Below are 16043 nucleotides of genomic sequence, written 5' to 3' on the forward strand. Positions count from 1 at the left end.
GTAAAGCTCCTGTATTAGGAATCGCTATAGTTGTGTATCTTACGTGACTCGAATCAAGGGTTGCGGCCAAGCAATCAACGGGTTAATGGCAAGTTCACCTCGACTTCCGGCCACCTATAAACAGCTTCCTCTCGACCTCGGAATCGAGGTTGAAAAAGACGTCAACGGCATCGAAATGGGCGTGCTTGAAAATGGCATGGCCTATCTCACGCAAAGCGGCCTTTCCGCCATCTGTGGCGCGGCACGGTCTACCATCCAAGAGATCACCAAGGAGTGGGAAGACAACTTCGGCCTCGATCTCCAGCGCGGGCGGTCGCTCTATTTTTCCGACTACCTTAGGCAGGCAGGGTACGACGAGCCGACGCTCTTTATGGAGATATAGCGCAATGGTTCTACCCATTACGCTTATCCCGAACTCGTTTGCATGGCCTTCATTGAGTTCTTCGCCTTCGAAGCCCAGAGGGCGAATGACACAGCCCTTCTGAACTTCCGCAAGCTGCCAGGTACGGCCTCAATCAGTTCATCTATGACGCCCTTGGGTATTCACCGCTCAAGCACACGAGCGGCGGCGGCCCTCGCTTCGTCTAACCGGCCAAGCTTGGCGAGCGCAGCGGTCAGTGCGACCGCGCCATGGGTGGTTGGTCTCGACAATAAAGCTTTGGCATCGAAGCGTCGCAACCGGAGCGTGGCAGCAAAAGAAACCAGCGGGGACCTGCCTCGGAACAAATCATCGACGATCCTGTTGGGGCAGGAAACCGGAATGTGAAGGCAGTACAACAGACGAAGGGAAACCGAAGATGTCGAAGTCTTCCGACCGCACCGTTCCCGGCGAAGGCAAGATCGAAACCGGCCCGAAAACATCTCCGCAACAGGATCCGGTGGAGGGATCTCGCGAGACAATCGATCGCGAACTCGAGCAGACAGATGACGAATATAGTTCCGACGAGGCGGAACGCTCGCGCCGAGACGTGCAAAAAGAGGTGGCGGAAGAGACCGAGCTGCCGGAACGCGGCTCGGCATAAGGATTGCCGGCACGTGCCAGGCAGAGACATGGAAGATTCCATCCGAGGCCGGTCCTGAGAGGCATCCCGATCCAGGAGAAGGAATTCCAGGCCAATCATGACCTTGTCCGTGATGGCGATCGGCCCTCGCATTCGTTTGTCCTTATCGACGGCTTGGTCGGCTCTACCAAACACACCGGCGAGGGTAAGCGGCAGATCACATCATTCTTCGTGACCGGCGACATTCCGAATCTGCACGGACTACATCTTTCGGTGATGGACTGCACCTTCCGACCCTGACGCCATCGCGTGTCGGCTTCATGCGCCACGACACACTGCGCGCCATCTGTGAACAGCACCCTAGCTTTGCCGCCGCGTTCTGGCGCTCGACGCTGATCGACGCGGCGATCTACGGGGATGGGCCACCAATGTCGAGCGCCGCGAGGCCTTCACCCGCATGGCGCACATCCTATGCAGGCTGATCTACCGGCTGCGCGCGGTCGAACGCATCGAGGACCACATCGCCGACATTTGGCACCGGCCGTCGAATCCCAGTAGAACCGGCGACAGACCATCGCTACTTGGGCGTCAGTGATCTGACGCAGGTCGGAATTGGTAGCATCGGCTTTCACAAAGCGGCGGAAGTTGGTGAGCGTGACGCCTTTCATGGTGGCGCCGCCATCCGCCGGATTGTCCCGACCAGAGGCCTTCAGATTTCAGAACGAGCGCAAGCGCCCGCGCAAAGTTGCGGTCCATGGCTAGTACCTTTCCGCCCTGATGGGCAGTTGTTGAATTGGCAATGGAGGTGGACGGCTGAAATCAGCCGGTTAAGCAAATCAGCGGTCTAGCCGCTGGCACTCATCAAGTAGGCCACCAAGCTCCAGGCAGAGATCGACGCGGCCGAGGCTGTTGGCCTTGTCGTCAATCCCGATGCGACGGTTGTAGGCCGTGACGGCGTCTTTTAGTTGAGAAACACGACCGGCCTTGTGACCGCTGGAGTAGGCGAAACCAGCGATGCAAATACTAGCAGCGATTGCAAGCGCGGCAGTCTTGGGGTTCATTGGCATTTTCGCCCCTCGATCAACTTGGGAAGAATTCGTCCATGGAAGACAGTTTGACTGAATTGGCAGCGCGGCTCCAGATGCAATGGAGAGCGTGGGCTCCCGCGATTGGCCTTGGTGTTGCCTCCGCCATCGGCATGATTTGGACCGTCTATCTACCGATTGTCGGATTGCGTCACCTGCTCGGATACAACTAAACCTCTAGAATCCGCACGACGGCATTCCACGCGTAGGATTTGCTGCAACGCCGGTAACAGTGACCTCCAGGCCGAGCCTACCGAGCGCGACCGAGCAATCCAGGGATGCCGCGTCAGTCGCATTTTCGCCTATGACCGTCTTCGTGATCGACCCTTCGGTTGCCAGCGTTCCAGAAGTGTGCGCACCACGCCGGTCACAGGACTTCTCCTTCGCTTTGTACATTTCGAACGTTGAAGCGCTTTGGGCGCTATGATTTGTTGGTGCCTTCGTCGTGTGTGGGAGTGCGGGCCGTGGACGATGACCAAAGGGCTGGTGTTCGTATCGAACACATCGACGGCCAGTGGGCGGTAGAACTCGTCGAGAATGGCGAAATCACCCAGCATCTTTTCGAGACCGAGGAATTCGCGAGGAACTTCGCCGCCGGTCAGTGGCTAAGGCTAAACCCGAAGCCTATTCCCCCAATGCGCCGGCGACGCCGTTAGAGCGCTAAGCTTAAAAATGCTCTTTCGCGGATGCTGCACCGGGGCCGGAACTTTGATGCAATAGCGAAGTTCGAGGAGGGAGATGCTTTCGCAACAGGCGCCACTTCACGAGAGGCCGGAGCAATGGTGGACAATCTATCTCGCAGGGAAGAACAACGCGGCACGCGAAGACTCATGGCCTGGGGCGTGGCGGTTATTGCCGTCATTTTCCTAGGCCTAATGGCATTCTTTGTACTCACGCCTTTATCGAACGGCTCTTGGCAGACGGCACCGTTCAAGCGTGCTCCTGTGCAAAACCACGGCGGTAATGCGCCAGTGGATACGTCACCCAGCCCGGGCGTGAAAAAAGACCCTCAGGAAAATACTGAAATGCCGGAGCAGCAGTAGTAGGTTCCGACCCGCTGGCAAACTTTTGCCGGGGCCGGGCGGCGATCTTGTCGAACACGTCCTCTTCCTCTGCGTCGCGAATGGCCTTGGTGTCGCCTCCAAGGATCGGGACCGGCCTTCCCTCGATTGCTGAGCTTACAAAATTGCCCAATTCGGAGGCCTGATGCTACACGTGTGTCGGCACAAGCAAATCTGCACAGCAGCTATGCACGATCCACGATTGCAGAAATCGCTGGGCAGCGGGTAGATTTTGATTGTCGGCCATCTACTCCTCCCAGATGCGATGCCGGCGCTGAATGAGGCGCACCTCCTCCCGCGCCACATTCGAAAATCGAGCCCGCTGCCACCTCCTCCCGGCAGCGGGCTTTTTTTTGTCTTCGCCAGCAGACACAGTGGCAAGCATCCGCGATGGCCTGCGAAACCATCCGTAAACCATGCCAAGACGGTAAATATTTTATCTCGAACCGATCGGGTTGCAGGAGGTTGTGGGCGGGTCTGCAACAAAGAGGCCCAGCCGATCCATGCACCGCTTACCCATCTTGCCCGCCCTGTTGATCTCCTTCGGGATTGCCTACGGAATTTGCGTCTGGGCGACGTCGGATAAGCCGGTCAGCTTTTTCGAAGCCCAAGCGGCGTCGCAAATGCGTGGAACTGTCGATCGCTCTGAATAGCTGTAACGCCACGGAAGGTGGGGCGGTCCGGTCCTATTATTCACATGGCCACCTTCGTGCACGAGCGCGCGGGCAAGCGCCTCACGGCAATGGCGTAGGTCGATCTTTGCCATCGCCGTGGCCACAGCTTCTCGCACGGTTGGACCTAATGGCTCGGCCAAGCGCCGAGCGGCGTCATCTTTCCTGTTCAAGGTAAGAAGGATGGGTAGCGGACTTCGCCAGCATGAAAAACGCGATTATGCACAACGCGCAGAAGCACGCGATCACGGCAAGTGAGCAGGCAATTACGACCTCAGCCATTTGGATTGTCCTCTAAATGTCGGGTGCTAGTCGGCGAATGATGTCCGCTATAGGACGGGGCGAGGTGAGCATAGTGCTTCTCCACCGTTCGGGTGTCGCTGCGACCAAGGGCCTGTGCCACGATGATCAACGGAGCGCCATTTCGAACCATCGTGCTGGCGTAGGTATGCCGCAGCTCATGTAGCGTCACATCCGACAGGCCGGCCTGTTTCAAAAGCGCTTTCCAGGGCCGATGGTAAATAGCCTTGGCCCAAACGACGCCGCTGTCTTGGGTAAGCAGGGGTTCACTGCCTTATCGATGGTGGGCTCTTGGTTCAGCAGAGTCCAGACAAAGAGCTCCTCCGCCACAACAATTCAGCGCATCAACCCCGCCGCGCGCAGAGCATTTTCGATGACCTTGGAAATCCCACTTGCCGGACCGCGCGCATTGGCTCGCTCCGGCGTGGGATCGATTCGGGCTGCCCGCGGTTTTTCCGTGGGTGCAAAGGACTGCAATGCGGCGCCTGAAGCGACCTCGGCTTTGGCTTTGCGTCGCACGTCCGGCTTCGTCAATTCCCAGAAGCGGGCGATATGGCGTGTCGAGGAAATCCCAACATCCAGCATGAAAGGCCCTGCGTTGCCGAGACCACCGCCGCCAGTTTGCAGTGGCGTTCCATGGCCCATGCCGGCAATGGTGAACGTCTCGACTACCTCGCGCCCGTTGCTGTCGCTCCAGACCTTCCGCGTCTGGCCGTCGACCTTCTCTATGCGTGTTGGCTTTTCGCCGAGATTGTGCACGCTTTGCCACTGCGCCAGGACTGCATCCGCGTTGGCAGGCACAACAGTCGTGTCGGCCGAGCCCTGCCATATCGAAATACGCGGCCACGGACCCTTGTGCGGCGAGGCCGCCCGCAACAGCCGCTGGAGGTCGGCTTGGGACGGACCGCCATGGCCGCGCATGCGGTCGAAGGCTGCGGAGATCGTCGAGGCACTTCCATAGGCGAGCCCGGCAATGATCGCGCCGCCGGCAAACAGTTCGGGATAGTCCGCCAGCATCACCGCCGCCATAGCGCCGCCGGCGGACAGACCGGTGAGAAAGATCCTCTTGCGATCGAGGCCATGCGTAACCACTGCCGCCTCGATCATCTGGCGAATGGACAGTGCCTCGCCGCTGTCGCGCCTGATATCGCCTGGTACAAACCAGTTGAAGCAAAGATTGGGGTTGTTGGCGCGCTGCTGCTCGGGGAACAGCACCGCAAAACCATGCTCGGCGGCGAGCTCGCTCCAGCCGGAGCCATGATCATAGCTGGCCGCTTTCTGGGTGCAGCCATGCAGCACGACGACCAGCGCCGCCTGCCGGGCCAGGTTCTTCGGAAGATAAAGCCTCGCGCGCAAGGCTCCGGGATTGGACCCGAACCCTGTAATTTCGGACAAGTGAGCGTCGTTCCGTTCTCCGGATCCAGCTGCTGGCCGCGCGTGCATCGCGCTCAGGCGAGCGATCGTATCGGATATATTTCGCAAGTCGGTGTCCTTGTGCGCCGGAATGGCACGGTCCTGCACAACGCACATGCAGCAATATCGTTGCTGCGATGCACAAGAACAAGCCGTTGCGTCCGTGAACCTATAGATTGAATTGCGCGCTCGGTGAGGCGAACTCAGAGGCCCAGCGCTAGTCTAAGTTTGCGGAGGAAACAAACCGGGTTTGCGGAGGAAACAAACCGGGAAACGTCCTCGCCGTTTGCAAGCCGCCTCTCGAGTAGCCCGAGCGACGACACAATGACTGAGAGCATGTTATTAAAATCATGGGCGACGCCGGCGGTCAGTTGGCCAACCGCCTCCATTTTGTGCGCCTGGTGAAGTGCCCGCTCGCTCTTCAGGCGACCTCGGCCGCCTCGGCCACGCGACGTTCGAGTGTATGGGAGTTTAAGCAGTTCGGCGTTGGCCCGCTCTGCAGTGCGGCGCGCTTCCAGAAGCTCTCGTTCATAGCGGCGGCGGTCGGACGCATTGAAGACGGTGATGCGGATGAACCGCAGATTGCCCGATTCACCTCGCCGCTCCGCGGCGTTGACGAGGACAGGAAGGGTCGATCCATCCGGCAGACCAGGTCCAGCGCGACCTCGCTGAAAAATGCTTGCATCCGCATCAGCGGAGCAAGTGGGTTTCGTAGTAGATTTTGCCCGCGATGTTCAGGTAATCCTGAAACCACCTGAGGAACGATAGCTAGCGTTGCCAGATCGCCTGCCGGTTTAGCGGTCGCCTAATACGGCTCATGTCTTGCCTGGTCGGTGCCTTGGGTTCAGCCAAGGATCAGTTGAGCAAGTACCATAGTGAGAGCCATCGATACCGGAACGGCTATAAGGCAACACGTCTCAATGATCCTGTTTTCTCGCTTATCCATCTTCGTCACCTCCCGATTTTCGTTCTCATTTTGACGTCTACAGCCAGCCGTGAGAAGCGGTTCCAGGCGGTGGCCGTCAGAGATGCCGCCGCTGCTGCATATTAGCAACACCTTGTCGAACCCTCGGCTGCCGAGCATTAGTCCTCCTCGCAGCGGCTAAGCGTGGCGCCCCGCAACCCTGCATGATGTCTTCGAAGATCGGGCCGATCTCTTCATCGATCTCTTGGCCCGGAATGCCCTGGCTCGCGCTGCCCGTTTTGCGTCCACAGCCATATCGATCACCATCCGATATCCAATGGGAGAGAAAATCGCTTCCCCGCTTGCCCATTCTTCCCGAAAGTCCTGCAGCCATGCATGGCAAGAGTCTGCCTCGCCACGCACATGCTTCACGCTTCATGCCTTTTGGCGCCGATCTGGCGTGGCTTTGATGCCAGCCCCTCCAGACCGGCTTCATCGATCAGGTGATGGATTGGCCTCGCCGGGCAGCGCCTGGCTGAATTGGATGCGGATTTTGGCGGGGATCACGCTTTCAAGGATCTCACGCCGTTCCTCCAGTGCCATGTCGCGCAGGTCATGACCATTGAGGTGCAGCAGGTCGAAGGCGACAAAGTAGAGGTCGTGCTGCCGTCGTGTGATCGCCTTGCGCAGCTCGGCGAAGTCAGACAGGCCGGCATCGTTCAACACAGCCGCACTTTCGCGACGCCAAGTGACTCCACTTGGCTGCAAATGCGCGCTGGTCGCCGAAGGTGCGTAAGCGCACCCCTTGATAGGGGATCGGAATTCCGCATGTCAGGGTCTGCTCCAATCGGAGACCGCACGGCTCAACCATTCGCCGGAAAGGACTGTTTCTCGCCGATACGAGCTCGTAAACATGGCTCGCTCCGAGTTCACGTCGGACAAGCGGAAGCTCTCGGCGCTGAAGTTGCAGGCTGCCGCGGCGATAGCGGCGTTTCTGACAAAGATTCGCCAGATCAGAATCGAGTTCACCTTCCGTCATCCACTCTTTGGATGATATGGAAAAGGTGCTCGGGAGACGAGAATGTCGGTTAAGGAGGCGAACTGACATTCGCCGAAGATCGGAGGATGCATGTCGAAGACCGATGCAGTCGACGCATGCGGTGAAGTCGCCAAATGATAGGCGGTTGTTTCAGGCCGGGGATGGGCGGTTGGCTTGGCATTGCGCTCCTGGCCCTCTTGCCTTCCGGTCCGGCCTTCGCTTTTGAAAGCCCGGATGAAGTTAGCGCAGCGAATCCCCTGAAATGCGGAGCACCTGACGATTATTCCGGGTCGAGCGAATGGGTCAGCAACTTCAGCATCAGCGACAAGCGTCAACCCGTCGGTCCGGTCTTTCAGCAAACACGAAGCAACGTTCTTGATCGTAGGGTTGCGCTTCTACAGAGCGTACTCACGGACAAATCTGTTTACGCCTCAGCGATTGATGGAGTGTTTGGTTCGCAGACAGCAAGCGCTGTGAAGTCCTTCCAGAGCACATATGGAATGCCCGTTGACGGCACAGTGGGGATGCAGACCGGTAGTGCACTCGGGCTGCCGTTTTGGCAAGCGAACAAGGCGCGCAGTCTAGCCCCGCCATTTCGCGACGATGCGAAATATCCTGAAGCTACTGAATTCAACTTCAGAAGTCTGGTCGGGATCGGCAATTTCTTTAGCAGCCTGCCGGACGCTGACTATAGTTCCTCAAATGCGCTTACTCGGAGGGCCCTTCGAACAAACAATCCCGGCGCCATAAACATCTCGAAATGGCAGCGAGACAGCATGAGAGGATATGTGGGTTGCACTCTGCCAGACCGGTACGGCAACCAAACTGCCATTTATGAAACCCCAGAGTATGGGGTAGCTGCTTGGGGTTTTCTCCTCCGCAAGATCTATTTCCACGGAAACAAGTCTAAGGTCACCGTCGGCGACATTGTGGATAAGTATAGAGGCGACAATTCCCGCGATCCTTACATTGATGGATATAAGAAATATTCCGATGGCAAATTGGTCGAAGATTATGAAGTCGACCTGTATAGCAATCGTGAACTCGCGATGCTGGCCATTGCCGCCTACTCGCACGAACTCGGCTCCTGGTATCCTCTCACGGACAAACAGCTTCTGGCAGGCTTTTCAATTACCGATGATTATATTGACTTGGGCGTCAATGACGAAGTCATCGTGTCTTCTGAAGAGATGAATCCGGATCTCTATGTAAAACATCCTGATAGCGAAGGCCCGGCACGCTCGACCGGCTTAACCGCGGCTCAGTTGAGCACAGCCGATGCAAAGGTCCAGGCCGGACTACAGGAGCTCCTCGATGCAGAGGATGGACCTCCCGGCGCGATCGCCACGCTCTACCGCGACGGTCGCATGACCGTACTCACAGCGGGGCGCGCCGATGTCATATCGGGTGAGGCGCTGGGGGTCGACCAATACATGCGCATCGCCAGCATCTCAAAAGCATTCAACGGCGCCATTGCCCTGCACCTCGTCCAGAAGGGCCGGCTCGGCCTCGACGACACCATCGGCCAGCACCTGCCTGATCTGCCGGCGGCATGGTCGGCCGTCACGGTCCGCCAGATGCTGAATCACACCAGCGGCCTGCCCGACTACTTGCAGTCCAAGGGCTTGGCCGAGCAGGTCGCGACAAATCCTCAAGGTTACGTGCAGCCCATTGAGATCATCGGCTGGGTCCGCAACGACCCGCTCGAGTTTACGCCCGGCACCCAGTATACCTACTCCAACACGGACAACGTCGTCGTCGGGCTGATCGCCGAGGCGGTCACAGGAATGCCCTACGGGACGCTGCTGAAGAACATCGCGTTTGGTCCTGCCGCCCTCGCCCGGACGAGTTTCCCCACGCGCGACATCGCGCTGCCTGCGCCCGCCATCCACGGCTATGTCGTCGCGCCCGGATCCGAGCCGAAAGATGTCACGACCTTCGTCAGCCCGAGCGGTGCGTGGGCGTCGGGCGCGATCGTGTCGACGCCTGATGATTTGTCGATGTTCATACGGGCAGATCTCGGACTGAAGTTCTTCGGCGCTGCCGAGCAGATTGAACAGATGAAGTTCGTGGCCGGCAATTCCAGTCCGCCCGGACCCGGGACGAACGAGGCCGGTCTCGGACTGTTCCGCTACACCACGCCGTGCGGTGTCGTTTATGGCCACACCGGCAGTTTCCCGGGCTACACGCAGTGGGCGGCGTCAACCGCCGACGGGACGCGCTCGGTCACCACCACGCTGAACATCGCTGAGCCGGCTGGCGCGTTGCTCGACCGCTTGCGGGAGGTTCAGGCTCAGGCGGTCTGCGCTTTGTTGGGGCACTGACGGGTGTGCATCGCGGGATGACGGACCCCAACATATTTGCTAATTTGCTAAACCAAGTTTCGAATAACCGTTGATTATCCCTGCCACGACATGTCAGCGAGTTTGATTGATGCCTCTTCGCAAGGCGCTGTCCCACTGGTTCGACGCAGTACGTCGCGTGTCCATCAGTCTTGCAACCAGTGCCTTCATGGTCGGACCGAGCCTTAGCCAGACGATCCCCGAGCGGATCGATTCGGTGGTTTCGGATCAGAACGAGATCATCCGACGCTATTCCGCTCCGAGGAAGCCCGGCACGATTGACCTGTCAGTTCCGGATGCACGCAAGGCAACGAGCTCGGAACAAGCCGAAAAAACAATGTTTACCTTGAGGTCGATAACCGTTCGAGGCGCGGTGACGGTGCCCAGCGCTACGCTGGAGCAAGCGTGGGCCGCGCAGCGGAACAAAAAGATAAGCGCCGCCGACCTTTACGCCATCGCCGAGCGGATCGACGAGATCTACCAGAAGGCCGGATATTTCTCGTGGGCCGTCGTTCCCGAGCAGGACTTTTCATCCGGCAACGTCGTCATCGTTCTCTACGAATCCTATGTGCGCCGGGTCACCATCAACAGCGCCATCCCTGATATTGACCGGCGTTTGAAACCTTACATCGATCGCATCGTCGCCATGCGGCCAATCCGGATCAAGGAGGCCGAGCGCGTGCTGTTGCTGATGAGCGATCTTGGCGGCCTGACCATCGAAGGCACTTTCATTCGGCCCGAAACGCCCTCCGCCGGCGGTGATCTGAAACTCGACATTGGCTTCAAGCGGGCCGGCGCAAACGCAATAGTCGACAATCTCGGCAGCAAAGCCGTCGGCCCATTTCAGCTGACCGGCACCGGCACCTTCAACGATGCGCTTAGGCTGTTCGATGTGGCGAACATCGCCCTGGTGACCATTCCGGACAGTCCCGAGGAGTTGAAGTTCGTGCTGGCTTCGCACGATGTCCCGATCGGGTATGACGGACTGCATGTAGGATACAGCATCGGTTATGTCTCTTCCCAGCCGGGCGCCGACCTCAAGCCTCTCGAGCTCGACATAGCCTCTAGGTTCGGCAGCGCGTATGTCAACTACCCACTGCTGCGGACAATTGACCACAGCCTGTTTAGCCGCCTTGAATTGAACTTCAAGGACAACTCGCTGGCGTTGGGCGGCGAAACGCAGACGGATGAGGACCTCCGATGGCTGGCGGCCTCCCTTAAGTATACCGGTGAGTTGGAAAACGGCGCCATCACGCTGACAGGTACTTTCGGCCAAGGCCTCGACGGCTTTGGCGCGAGCAGCAGCACCGATCCGCTTGCACCGCGTCCAGGCGTTCCTGATGACTACAGGTATTTTCGGGGCGACCTCGACCTTACCAAGGAGATCGCTTCGCTGGCCGTCGCCCACCTCAGAGTGGCTGCGCAATATGCGCCGACGGCGGTGCCATCGTCGGTCCAGTTGGTGCTCGGCGGCGATCCCTATGGCCTGGCTTTCGATGGCTCGGCCGCTTCAGGCGATAGCGGGATAGCGGCCTCGCTGGAATTGGGACGCAACATCGAACTCCCGGAGGCTTTGCCGATCCCAAATCTGAACGTGTTTGCTTATGTCGATTACGGTGCGGTCTGGAACCACGATACGGGCGTGGATTACATTGAGGCGGAACTCGGCTCGGCCGGAATAGGTGCAAAGGCTGCATTTGGGCAACACCTCAATGCAAGGGCGCTTGTTGCGGTACCGTTCAGAGATAACCGAGGTCTGACTGATACCGGCACGCGTTTTTTGTTCCAGCTAATCAGCTCGTATTAGGTGGCGTAGCTCCCGCCTGAACTGCCCTTATCTTGGCGCAAGTTGCGCGACGAGATCATTCGTTGCTGCGACCATCGCCTTGAACCCACCGACACTGAACTGATTGATCGAGGCGAAGACACCGACACCGCGCGTTGGCGCCAACACCACATAACTGAACTGCCCCTGCAATCCGCCGGTCTTGTTGAGCATCATGGGCTTGTCCTTGTCGGCCAGAACTCCGACCCAGCCAAGCGTCATCATTCCCATTGACCCCGCATCGTCGATGCCGATTACCGGCGAGAGACCGTCGCGCCAGAGCCAGCCCGCATGGTCGACGGTACGCTCCGCATCGCCGGCCGCATCCTTGCGAAGGTGCCAGGCCATGAACTTCATCATGTCGGCGGCGGAGGTGTAGAGCCCGCCCGCGCATCCGATCGTTTCCGGCGAAGGAACGAGGGGCAACGGTGTGCCGTCGAAGAAATGGCCCTGCATGGTCCGCGCCGCATCGCCTTCCGCCAGGTTGAGCTTGGTGTCGGTCAGTTGGCGGGGCGTGAGCACCCGCTCGGCCAGCAGATCGCCATAGGACTTGCCACCGGCATTGGCCAGCGCGAGGCCGAGCAGATCGTAACCCCAGTTCGAGTAAAAGGCACCCGTGCCGGGAGGGAAAAGATAGGGTTCTGGCTTCGCAAGCTCAGCGCGGCTGAGGTCGAAGGTATTGCCGGCGAACGGGTCGTCCGGCGTGCCGCCTGTCTGGTTCGGTACCTCGCGCGGCAGGCCGGATGCCTGCGTCACCAGATCGATGAGCCTCGGCGTTCGTCCTTCGAGCCCAGGCACGGTCCAGTCCTTCCCGAGGTGTTTGGCAAGGGGATCGGTCGCGCCGATGACGCCATCCACAATCATCGAGCCCATCAGATCGCCGCAGAAGGTCTTGGAGATCGAGGCTATCCGCATCAGCGTATGTTCGTCGGGCACCTGCCCCGAGCCCTTGCGGATTTCGCCGAAGCCAGCGAAGGCCGTCTCGCCGTTGCGAACCGCGGCGATCACGAGGCCAGGAGCGCCCGAGCCCAGGAAGGCGATGCCGCCGGCAAATCCCACGGCTTCCTCAAGCAGACGATCTTTGGCGGCGGCGACGTGAGGAGCCGCAAGGACGCAGGCTGCCGTGAAGCAGAGGATGAGCAAGCGCCTGTGGCCTGAACCGGTCATTGGAATGTCCTCGACGAGAAATCTGATTGTGAGACGAGAGCGCAGTCAGCGGGGCGCGAGCTGATAGATCAGTTCGTTTACTGCGTGCACCATTGCTTCAAAGCCCCCGGCGTTGAACTGGTTGATCGCCGCGAAGACGCCGACGCCGCGCGTCGGCGCGATGGCAACATATGTAAACATGCCTTGTCGCCCTCCGGATTTGTGAAGCACCAGCGGACGGTTGCCGTCGGCCTCTACCACAACCCAACCGAGTGCCATCGCATCCATCGGCGCGCCACCGTCGTCGAGGCCCAGCGCCGGAGAGAGCCCATCCCTCCGGACTAGGCTGGCGTGGTCGATAATGCGGCGTGCATCGTCCTCGGAGCCGCCTTGAGCCAAGTGCCAGGCTATCCACTTCAGCATATCGTTGGGCGTCGTATAAAGCCCCGAGGCGCATTCCATCGTCATCGGTGTCGGCACGAAGGGAAGCGGCGTGCCGTCGAAATTGTGGCCCTGCATCAGCCGGCCCTCGTCACCAGGTCGCGGATTGAAGACCGTGTCCACCATGCCGCGTGGCCGCAACACACGCTCCTCCAAGACGGTAGCGTACGGCTTGCCAGCCGCTCCGCTGATCGCCAGTCCCAGGAGGTCGAAGCCCAGGTTCGAATAGAGCGCGCCAGTTCCGGGAGGAAACAGAAACGGCTCCCCGTGCATGGCTGCGATCATCGCTTCCTTTGTGTGGCCGGCGTAGGGATCGTTGGGTGTTCCACCTGCCTGGGCCATCTCGCGCGGCAGGCCGGATGTCTGTGTCGCGAGGTCGATGATCCTTAGGGTCCGCCCATCCTTCTCAGGCACCACGAAACCGTCAGGCAGGTGCGTCTGAACAGGGTCAGTCAGGCCGATCTCTCCTTTTACCAACAAACTGGCGAGAGCGTCTCCGCAAAATGCCTTCGAAATGGATGCCACTCGCATCATTGTGTCGGCATTCGGCTCTATGCCGGATCCGCGGACCGTTTCGCCGAAACCGGCAAACGCCGTCTCGCCGTTGCGAACGCCGGCGATCACCAGGCCCGGCGCGCCTGAACTCACAAAAGCGAATGTACCGGTGAATTCGACCGATTCGTCCAGCAGCCGATCGGCGTTTGCAGGACTTGCGCAGGTAAGGACGGCAGCGGCAAGGAAAAGACGTAAGGGTATTGTGCGGGTGGCGGTCATCGGCTTCGAGCTCACCATTTCGGAAATCAGGGCGGACTGTCCACTGCCTTTTACAGGGCGATCACTGTGGCCAGTCAACAACAGAGAGGTCAAGCGGCAGCACGTCTTCCAGTTTCTGGGGCGGGACGCGCGGCGTAAGCGTCATCGGCGATCCGGTCGCTTCCGCCTTGTCAAAATCCTCGGTGGTCTCGCCGACCGCGGTGATGGTAAAGCTGTCGAACACATAGGGGAGGCCGTCCGAGGCCAACGGAGAAGCGCTGTCCATCACATGCAGGTGCAAATGCGGCGCTTGACTGTTCCCGGTATTGCCGACTTCGCCAATCTGATCGCCGCGCTGCACCTTGTCTCCGAGCTTCACCTTAACGCTCCCCGGCCGCATGTGGGCGTAGTTGACGAACAAGCCCGAGCCGAGGTCGAGCACGACGAAGTTTCCGTCGGCCTCGTCAATCGGCAAGTTGGCGGGCAGCGCACCGGGCACTTGGTCCTGCAAGTCGTCGCGCGTCCCGACCACGGTGCCGTCGGCAACGGCAAGGATAGGCTTGCCATAGATGTGGTAGTTCGCAGGAACCTTAAGGTCGCCCACGACCAGCGTGTTGTTGTCGTCGATTTGCTCCCAGTCGATAGCGAAACGCTGGGCAAGGTAGAACTTGCCGTCGAGCGACAGCAGGGCGCGGACATGGCGGATGGAATCGCAGCAGCCGTCAGCCGCGACATAACCCTTGCCGCGCAAAGGCGGCCCAAGAGCCACCGGTGCCTTCGCAACGACGGCACCCTCGCCAATCGTCACCGTCATGTCGGCGCCGATGACCGCGAAAAACGCCGTGATCTCGTGGGTAATGCGAGCCGGAACCGCCGCGCCGTCCGCAAGCACGACATGCAGAAAGATGACGGCGAACTGATAGGCGGCCAACTCGCGGTTTTCGTTGCCGCGGCTTGCGCCCGGCGTGACGCGCGTGCGCAATTCATCCGGGCCGAGTTCTGCAAGCGGTGCTCCGCTGTCGGCATCGACGACCTTGAGCTTCTCGAAACGGACATCGCCGCCAGTGATATTCGTCACTGCCAGTTCGTAGACGATGTGACGCCTGCCGTCCGAGCCTGGAATCACATGCGGGGGAGCGATGATCTCCGCAACGAGTGGCGTGAGCTTCGGATTGTCGCTGGCAGCGTGCACCCCGGATGGAAATGTTGCCAACAACAGCACAAAGGTCGAAAGGAGCCAAATTGGAACCCGCATTCGAACGCGCCTCCTCTGCACACGCTGACTTTGCGACGCGAGGGTACGACAATGAAGGCCGGGAGCCAAGGTGGCGTGCGGCACATGGAAGATTCGCCGACCCTGGCGCAACAGCGGCCTCAAGTGTTGTCGTTGGCATGTCTGGTTTACGGGAATAAAGCTGCCTGGGCCTCCGCAACAAAGATGTCGGCACCAGTCGCAATGTGGCTCTAGGGTTGTTGCCGGTGGCGCGGCGCGACCCTTGGCCGTCCTGACCGATCATCCCACCGGGCTCATCCGCATCATTCCCTACCGGCTGCACCTTTGGGTCGATCGCGCCGTAGGCGTGGTGTTTGTCAGCGTTAGGCATCTATTCGAAAAACGAGGGTTTGACCTATTCATCGACATAAGATCGGTTCCGCCCGCCGTCGATTTTCAAGCCGAACTTTGGCGTGGTTTGACCCACACTGCATAGTCGTCGGGCAGAATGTCTTCCAGCTGTATGAGATTGTGCTTTTCCGGGGAGAGGACCAAGCTATCGGGAAAGGGCGTGGTCGGCTATCGAATCAGTGCTCAAACTGCGATGGAAATCCCGCAACTTCAGATGCCGATGATCAGACCTCTGAAACGTCCTACGCAATCCCAACAAGTGCTGGTTACGGGAGGTTCCGGCTTCCTCGGTATGTGCTGTATCTTGCAGCTGCTCGATCTTGGATACCGGGTTAGATGCACCGTACGCTCGCTGACACGCGTCCTCGGGCAAAGTTTCTCTTGTCAGCTCACGACTCCATCCCCCGTCGTTCGCGAGCGAACGGCACTATTCTGATA

At 59.4% G+C, this 16043-nt stretch carries 17 protein-coding genes and 1 pseudogene; 10 read left to right on the plus strand and 8 right to left on the minus strand.

Features of this window, described 5'->3' with window-relative positions:
* Positions 1-43 precede the first annotated feature (43 nt).
* From EN884_RS04445 to EN884_RS40230, 4 genes are read left to right on the plus strand one after another with little or no spacing between them, the layout of a single operon-like run.
* On the plus strand, positions 44-382 hold the full coding sequence (locus EN884_RS04445) for a hypothetical protein (RefSeq protein ID WP_127224562.1): 339 nt from the start codon (positions 44-46) through the stop codon (positions 380-382).
* Positions 383-424: 42 nt separating this feature from the next.
* Entirely contained in the window at positions 425-766 is a 342-nt protein-coding gene (locus EN884_RS38525; RefSeq protein WP_164774691.1) for a hypothetical protein, read from the plus strand.
* Between the two features lie 31 nt (positions 767-797).
* Positions 798-1022, plus strand: coding sequence for a hypothetical protein (locus tag EN884_RS04450; protein WP_063170630.1), 225 nt, complete (start codon positions 798-800; stop codon positions 1020-1022).
* 3 nt (positions 1023-1025) lie between these two features.
* Positions 1026-1301 carry a cyclic nucleotide-binding domain-containing protein gene (locus EN884_RS40230; RefSeq protein ID WP_338039908.1) on the plus strand — a complete coding sequence of 92 codons (276 nt, stop codon included), beginning with the start codon at positions 1026-1028 and terminating at the stop codon, positions 1299-1301.
* A 149-nt stretch (positions 1302-1450) separates the two neighbouring features.
* On the opposite strand, the gene EN884_RS39345 is transcribed toward EN884_RS40230, so the two are convergent.
* Together EN884_RS39345 and EN884_RS04465 are read right to left on the minus strand one after the other, a co-directional pair.
* Positions 1451-1669, minus strand: coding sequence for a glycosyl hydrolase 108 family protein (locus EN884_RS39345; RefSeq protein ID WP_244507020.1), 219 nt, complete (start codon positions 1667-1669; stop codon positions 1451-1453).
* A 168-nt stretch (positions 1670-1837) separates the two neighbouring features.
* Positions 1838-2062, minus strand: coding sequence for a hypothetical protein (locus EN884_RS04465; protein ID WP_027162007.1), 225 nt, complete (start codon positions 2060-2062; stop codon positions 1838-1840).
* A gap of 488 nt (positions 2063-2550) precedes the next feature.
* On the opposite strand from EN884_RS04465, the gene EN884_RS04470 reads away from it, so the two are divergent.
* Positions 2551-2742: a hypothetical protein gene (locus tag EN884_RS04470; RefSeq protein ID WP_063170631.1), complete on the plus strand. Its 192-nt coding sequence runs from the start codon at positions 2551-2553 to the stop codon at positions 2740-2742.
* 123 nt (positions 2743-2865) lie between these two features.
* Complete coding sequence (locus EN884_RS04475; protein WP_063170873.1) at positions 2866-3129, plus strand: hypothetical protein; 264 nt, start codon at positions 2866-2868, stop codon at positions 3127-3129.
* 963 nt (positions 3130-4092) lie between these two features.
* Here the strand turns inward: EN884_RS04475 and EN884_RS04485 are convergent.
* Together EN884_RS04485 and EN884_RS04490 are read right to left on the minus strand one after the other, a co-directional pair.
* Positions 4093-4290: a tyrosine-type recombinase/integrase gene (locus EN884_RS04485; RefSeq protein WP_244514468.1), complete on the minus strand. Its 198-nt coding sequence runs from the start codon at positions 4288-4290 to the stop codon at positions 4093-4095.
* A gap of 164 nt (positions 4291-4454) precedes the next feature.
* Positions 4455-5600, minus strand: coding sequence for a PHB depolymerase family esterase (locus EN884_RS04490; RefSeq protein ID WP_063170874.1), 1146 nt, complete (start codon positions 5598-5600; stop codon positions 4455-4457).
* Positions 5601-5881: 281 nt separating this feature from the next.
* On the opposite strand from EN884_RS04490, the gene EN884_RS04495 reads away from it, so the two are divergent.
* Complete coding sequence (locus EN884_RS04495; protein WP_063170632.1) at positions 5882-6289, plus strand: hypothetical protein; 408 nt, start codon at positions 5882-5884, stop codon at positions 6287-6289.
* Between the two features lie 604 nt (positions 6290-6893).
* Here the strand turns inward: EN884_RS04495 and EN884_RS04505 are convergent.
* A pseudogene (locus EN884_RS04505) lies at positions 6894-7161 on the minus strand (ATP-dependent DNA ligase); the annotation flags it as partial.
* Positions 7162-7635: 474 nt separating this feature from the next.
* Between EN884_RS04505 and EN884_RS04515 the strand changes: the two are divergent.
* On the plus strand, positions 7636-9798 hold the full coding sequence (locus EN884_RS04515) for a serine hydrolase (protein ID WP_082826802.1): 2163 nt from the start codon (positions 7636-7638) through the stop codon (positions 9796-9798).
* Positions 9799-9907: 109 nt separating this feature from the next.
* On the plus strand, positions 9908-11623 hold the full coding sequence (locus tag EN884_RS04520; protein ID WP_082826769.1) for a ShlB/FhaC/HecB family hemolysin secretion/activation protein: 1716 nt from the start codon (positions 9908-9910) through the stop codon (positions 11621-11623).
* A gap of 27 nt (positions 11624-11650) precedes the next feature.
* On the opposite strand, the gene ampH (EN884_RS04525) is transcribed toward EN884_RS04520, so the two are convergent.
* The 3 genes from ampH (EN884_RS04525) to EN884_RS04535 form a co-directional block, all read right to left on the minus strand.
* On the minus strand, positions 11651-12808 hold the full coding sequence (gene ampH / locus EN884_RS04525) for a D-alanyl-D-alanine-carboxypeptidase/endopeptidase AmpH (protein WP_063170636.1): 1158 nt from the start codon (positions 12806-12808) through the stop codon (positions 11651-11653).
* A 45-nt stretch (positions 12809-12853) separates the two neighbouring features.
* Complete coding sequence (gene ampH, locus EN884_RS04530) at positions 12854-14002, minus strand: D-alanyl-D-alanine-carboxypeptidase/endopeptidase AmpH (RefSeq protein ID WP_063170875.1); 1149 nt, start codon at positions 14000-14002, stop codon at positions 12854-12856.
* Between the two features lie 61 nt (positions 14003-14063).
* Entirely contained in the window at positions 14064-15203 is a 1140-nt protein-coding gene (locus tag EN884_RS04535) for a M23 family metallopeptidase (protein WP_244514466.1), read from the minus strand.
* Positions 15204-15477: 274 nt separating this feature from the next.
* Here EN884_RS04535 and EN884_RS38530 point away from each other — a divergent pair, with 274 nt between their 5' ends.
* Positions 15478-15690 (plus strand): hypothetical protein, encoded by a 213-nt coding sequence (locus EN884_RS38530; protein ID WP_164753728.1) that lies wholly within the window; start codon positions 15478-15480, stop codon positions 15688-15690.
* Positions 15691-16043: the final 353 nt, after the last annotated feature.

The sequence above is a fragment of the Mesorhizobium sp. M7A.F.Ca.AU.001.01.1.1 genome, assembly GCF_004022735.1.
In the GTDB taxonomy this organism is placed as follows: Bacteria; Pseudomonadota; Alphaproteobacteria; order Rhizobiales; family Rhizobiaceae; genus Mesorhizobium; species Mesorhizobium ciceri.

Excerpts from the sequence above, each read along its gene's own strand:
- EN884_RS38525 (WP_164774691.1), top strand. The coding sequence starts at position 425 with ATGGCCTTCATTGAGTTCTTCGCCTTCGAAGCCCAGAGGGCGAATGAC.
- EN884_RS04450 (WP_063170630.1), top strand. The coding sequence starts at position 798 with ATGTCGAAGTCTTCCGACCGCACCGTTCCCGGCGAAGGCAAGATCGAA.
- EN884_RS39345 (WP_244507020.1), bottom strand. The coding sequence starts at position 1,669 with ATGAAAGGCGTCACGCTCACCAACTTCCGCCGCTTTGTGAAAGCCGAT.
- EN884_RS04465 (WP_027162007.1), bottom strand. The coding sequence starts at position 2,062 with ATGAACCCCAAGACTGCCGCGCTTGCAATCGCTGCTAGTATTTGCATC.
- EN884_RS04475 (WP_063170873.1), top strand. The coding sequence starts at position 2,866 with ATGGTGGACAATCTATCTCGCAGGGAAGAACAACGCGGCACGCGAAGA.
- EN884_RS04495 (WP_063170632.1), top strand. The coding sequence starts at position 5,882 with ATGGGCGACGCCGGCGGTCAGTTGGCCAACCGCCTCCATTTTGTGCGC.
- EN884_RS04515 (WP_082826802.1), top strand. The coding sequence starts at position 7,636 with ATGGGCGGTTGGCTTGGCATTGCGCTCCTGGCCCTCTTGCCTTCCGGT.
- EN884_RS04520 (WP_082826769.1), top strand. The coding sequence starts at position 9,908 with ATGCCTCTTCGCAAGGCGCTGTCCCACTGGTTCGACGCAGTACGTCGC.
- ampH (WP_063170636.1), bottom strand. The coding sequence starts at position 12,808 with ATGACCGGTTCAGGCCACAGGCGCTTGCTCATCCTCTGCTTCACGGCA.
- ampH (WP_063170875.1), bottom strand. The coding sequence starts at position 14,002 with ATGACCGCCACCCGCACAATACCCTTACGTCTTTTCCTTGCCGCTGCC.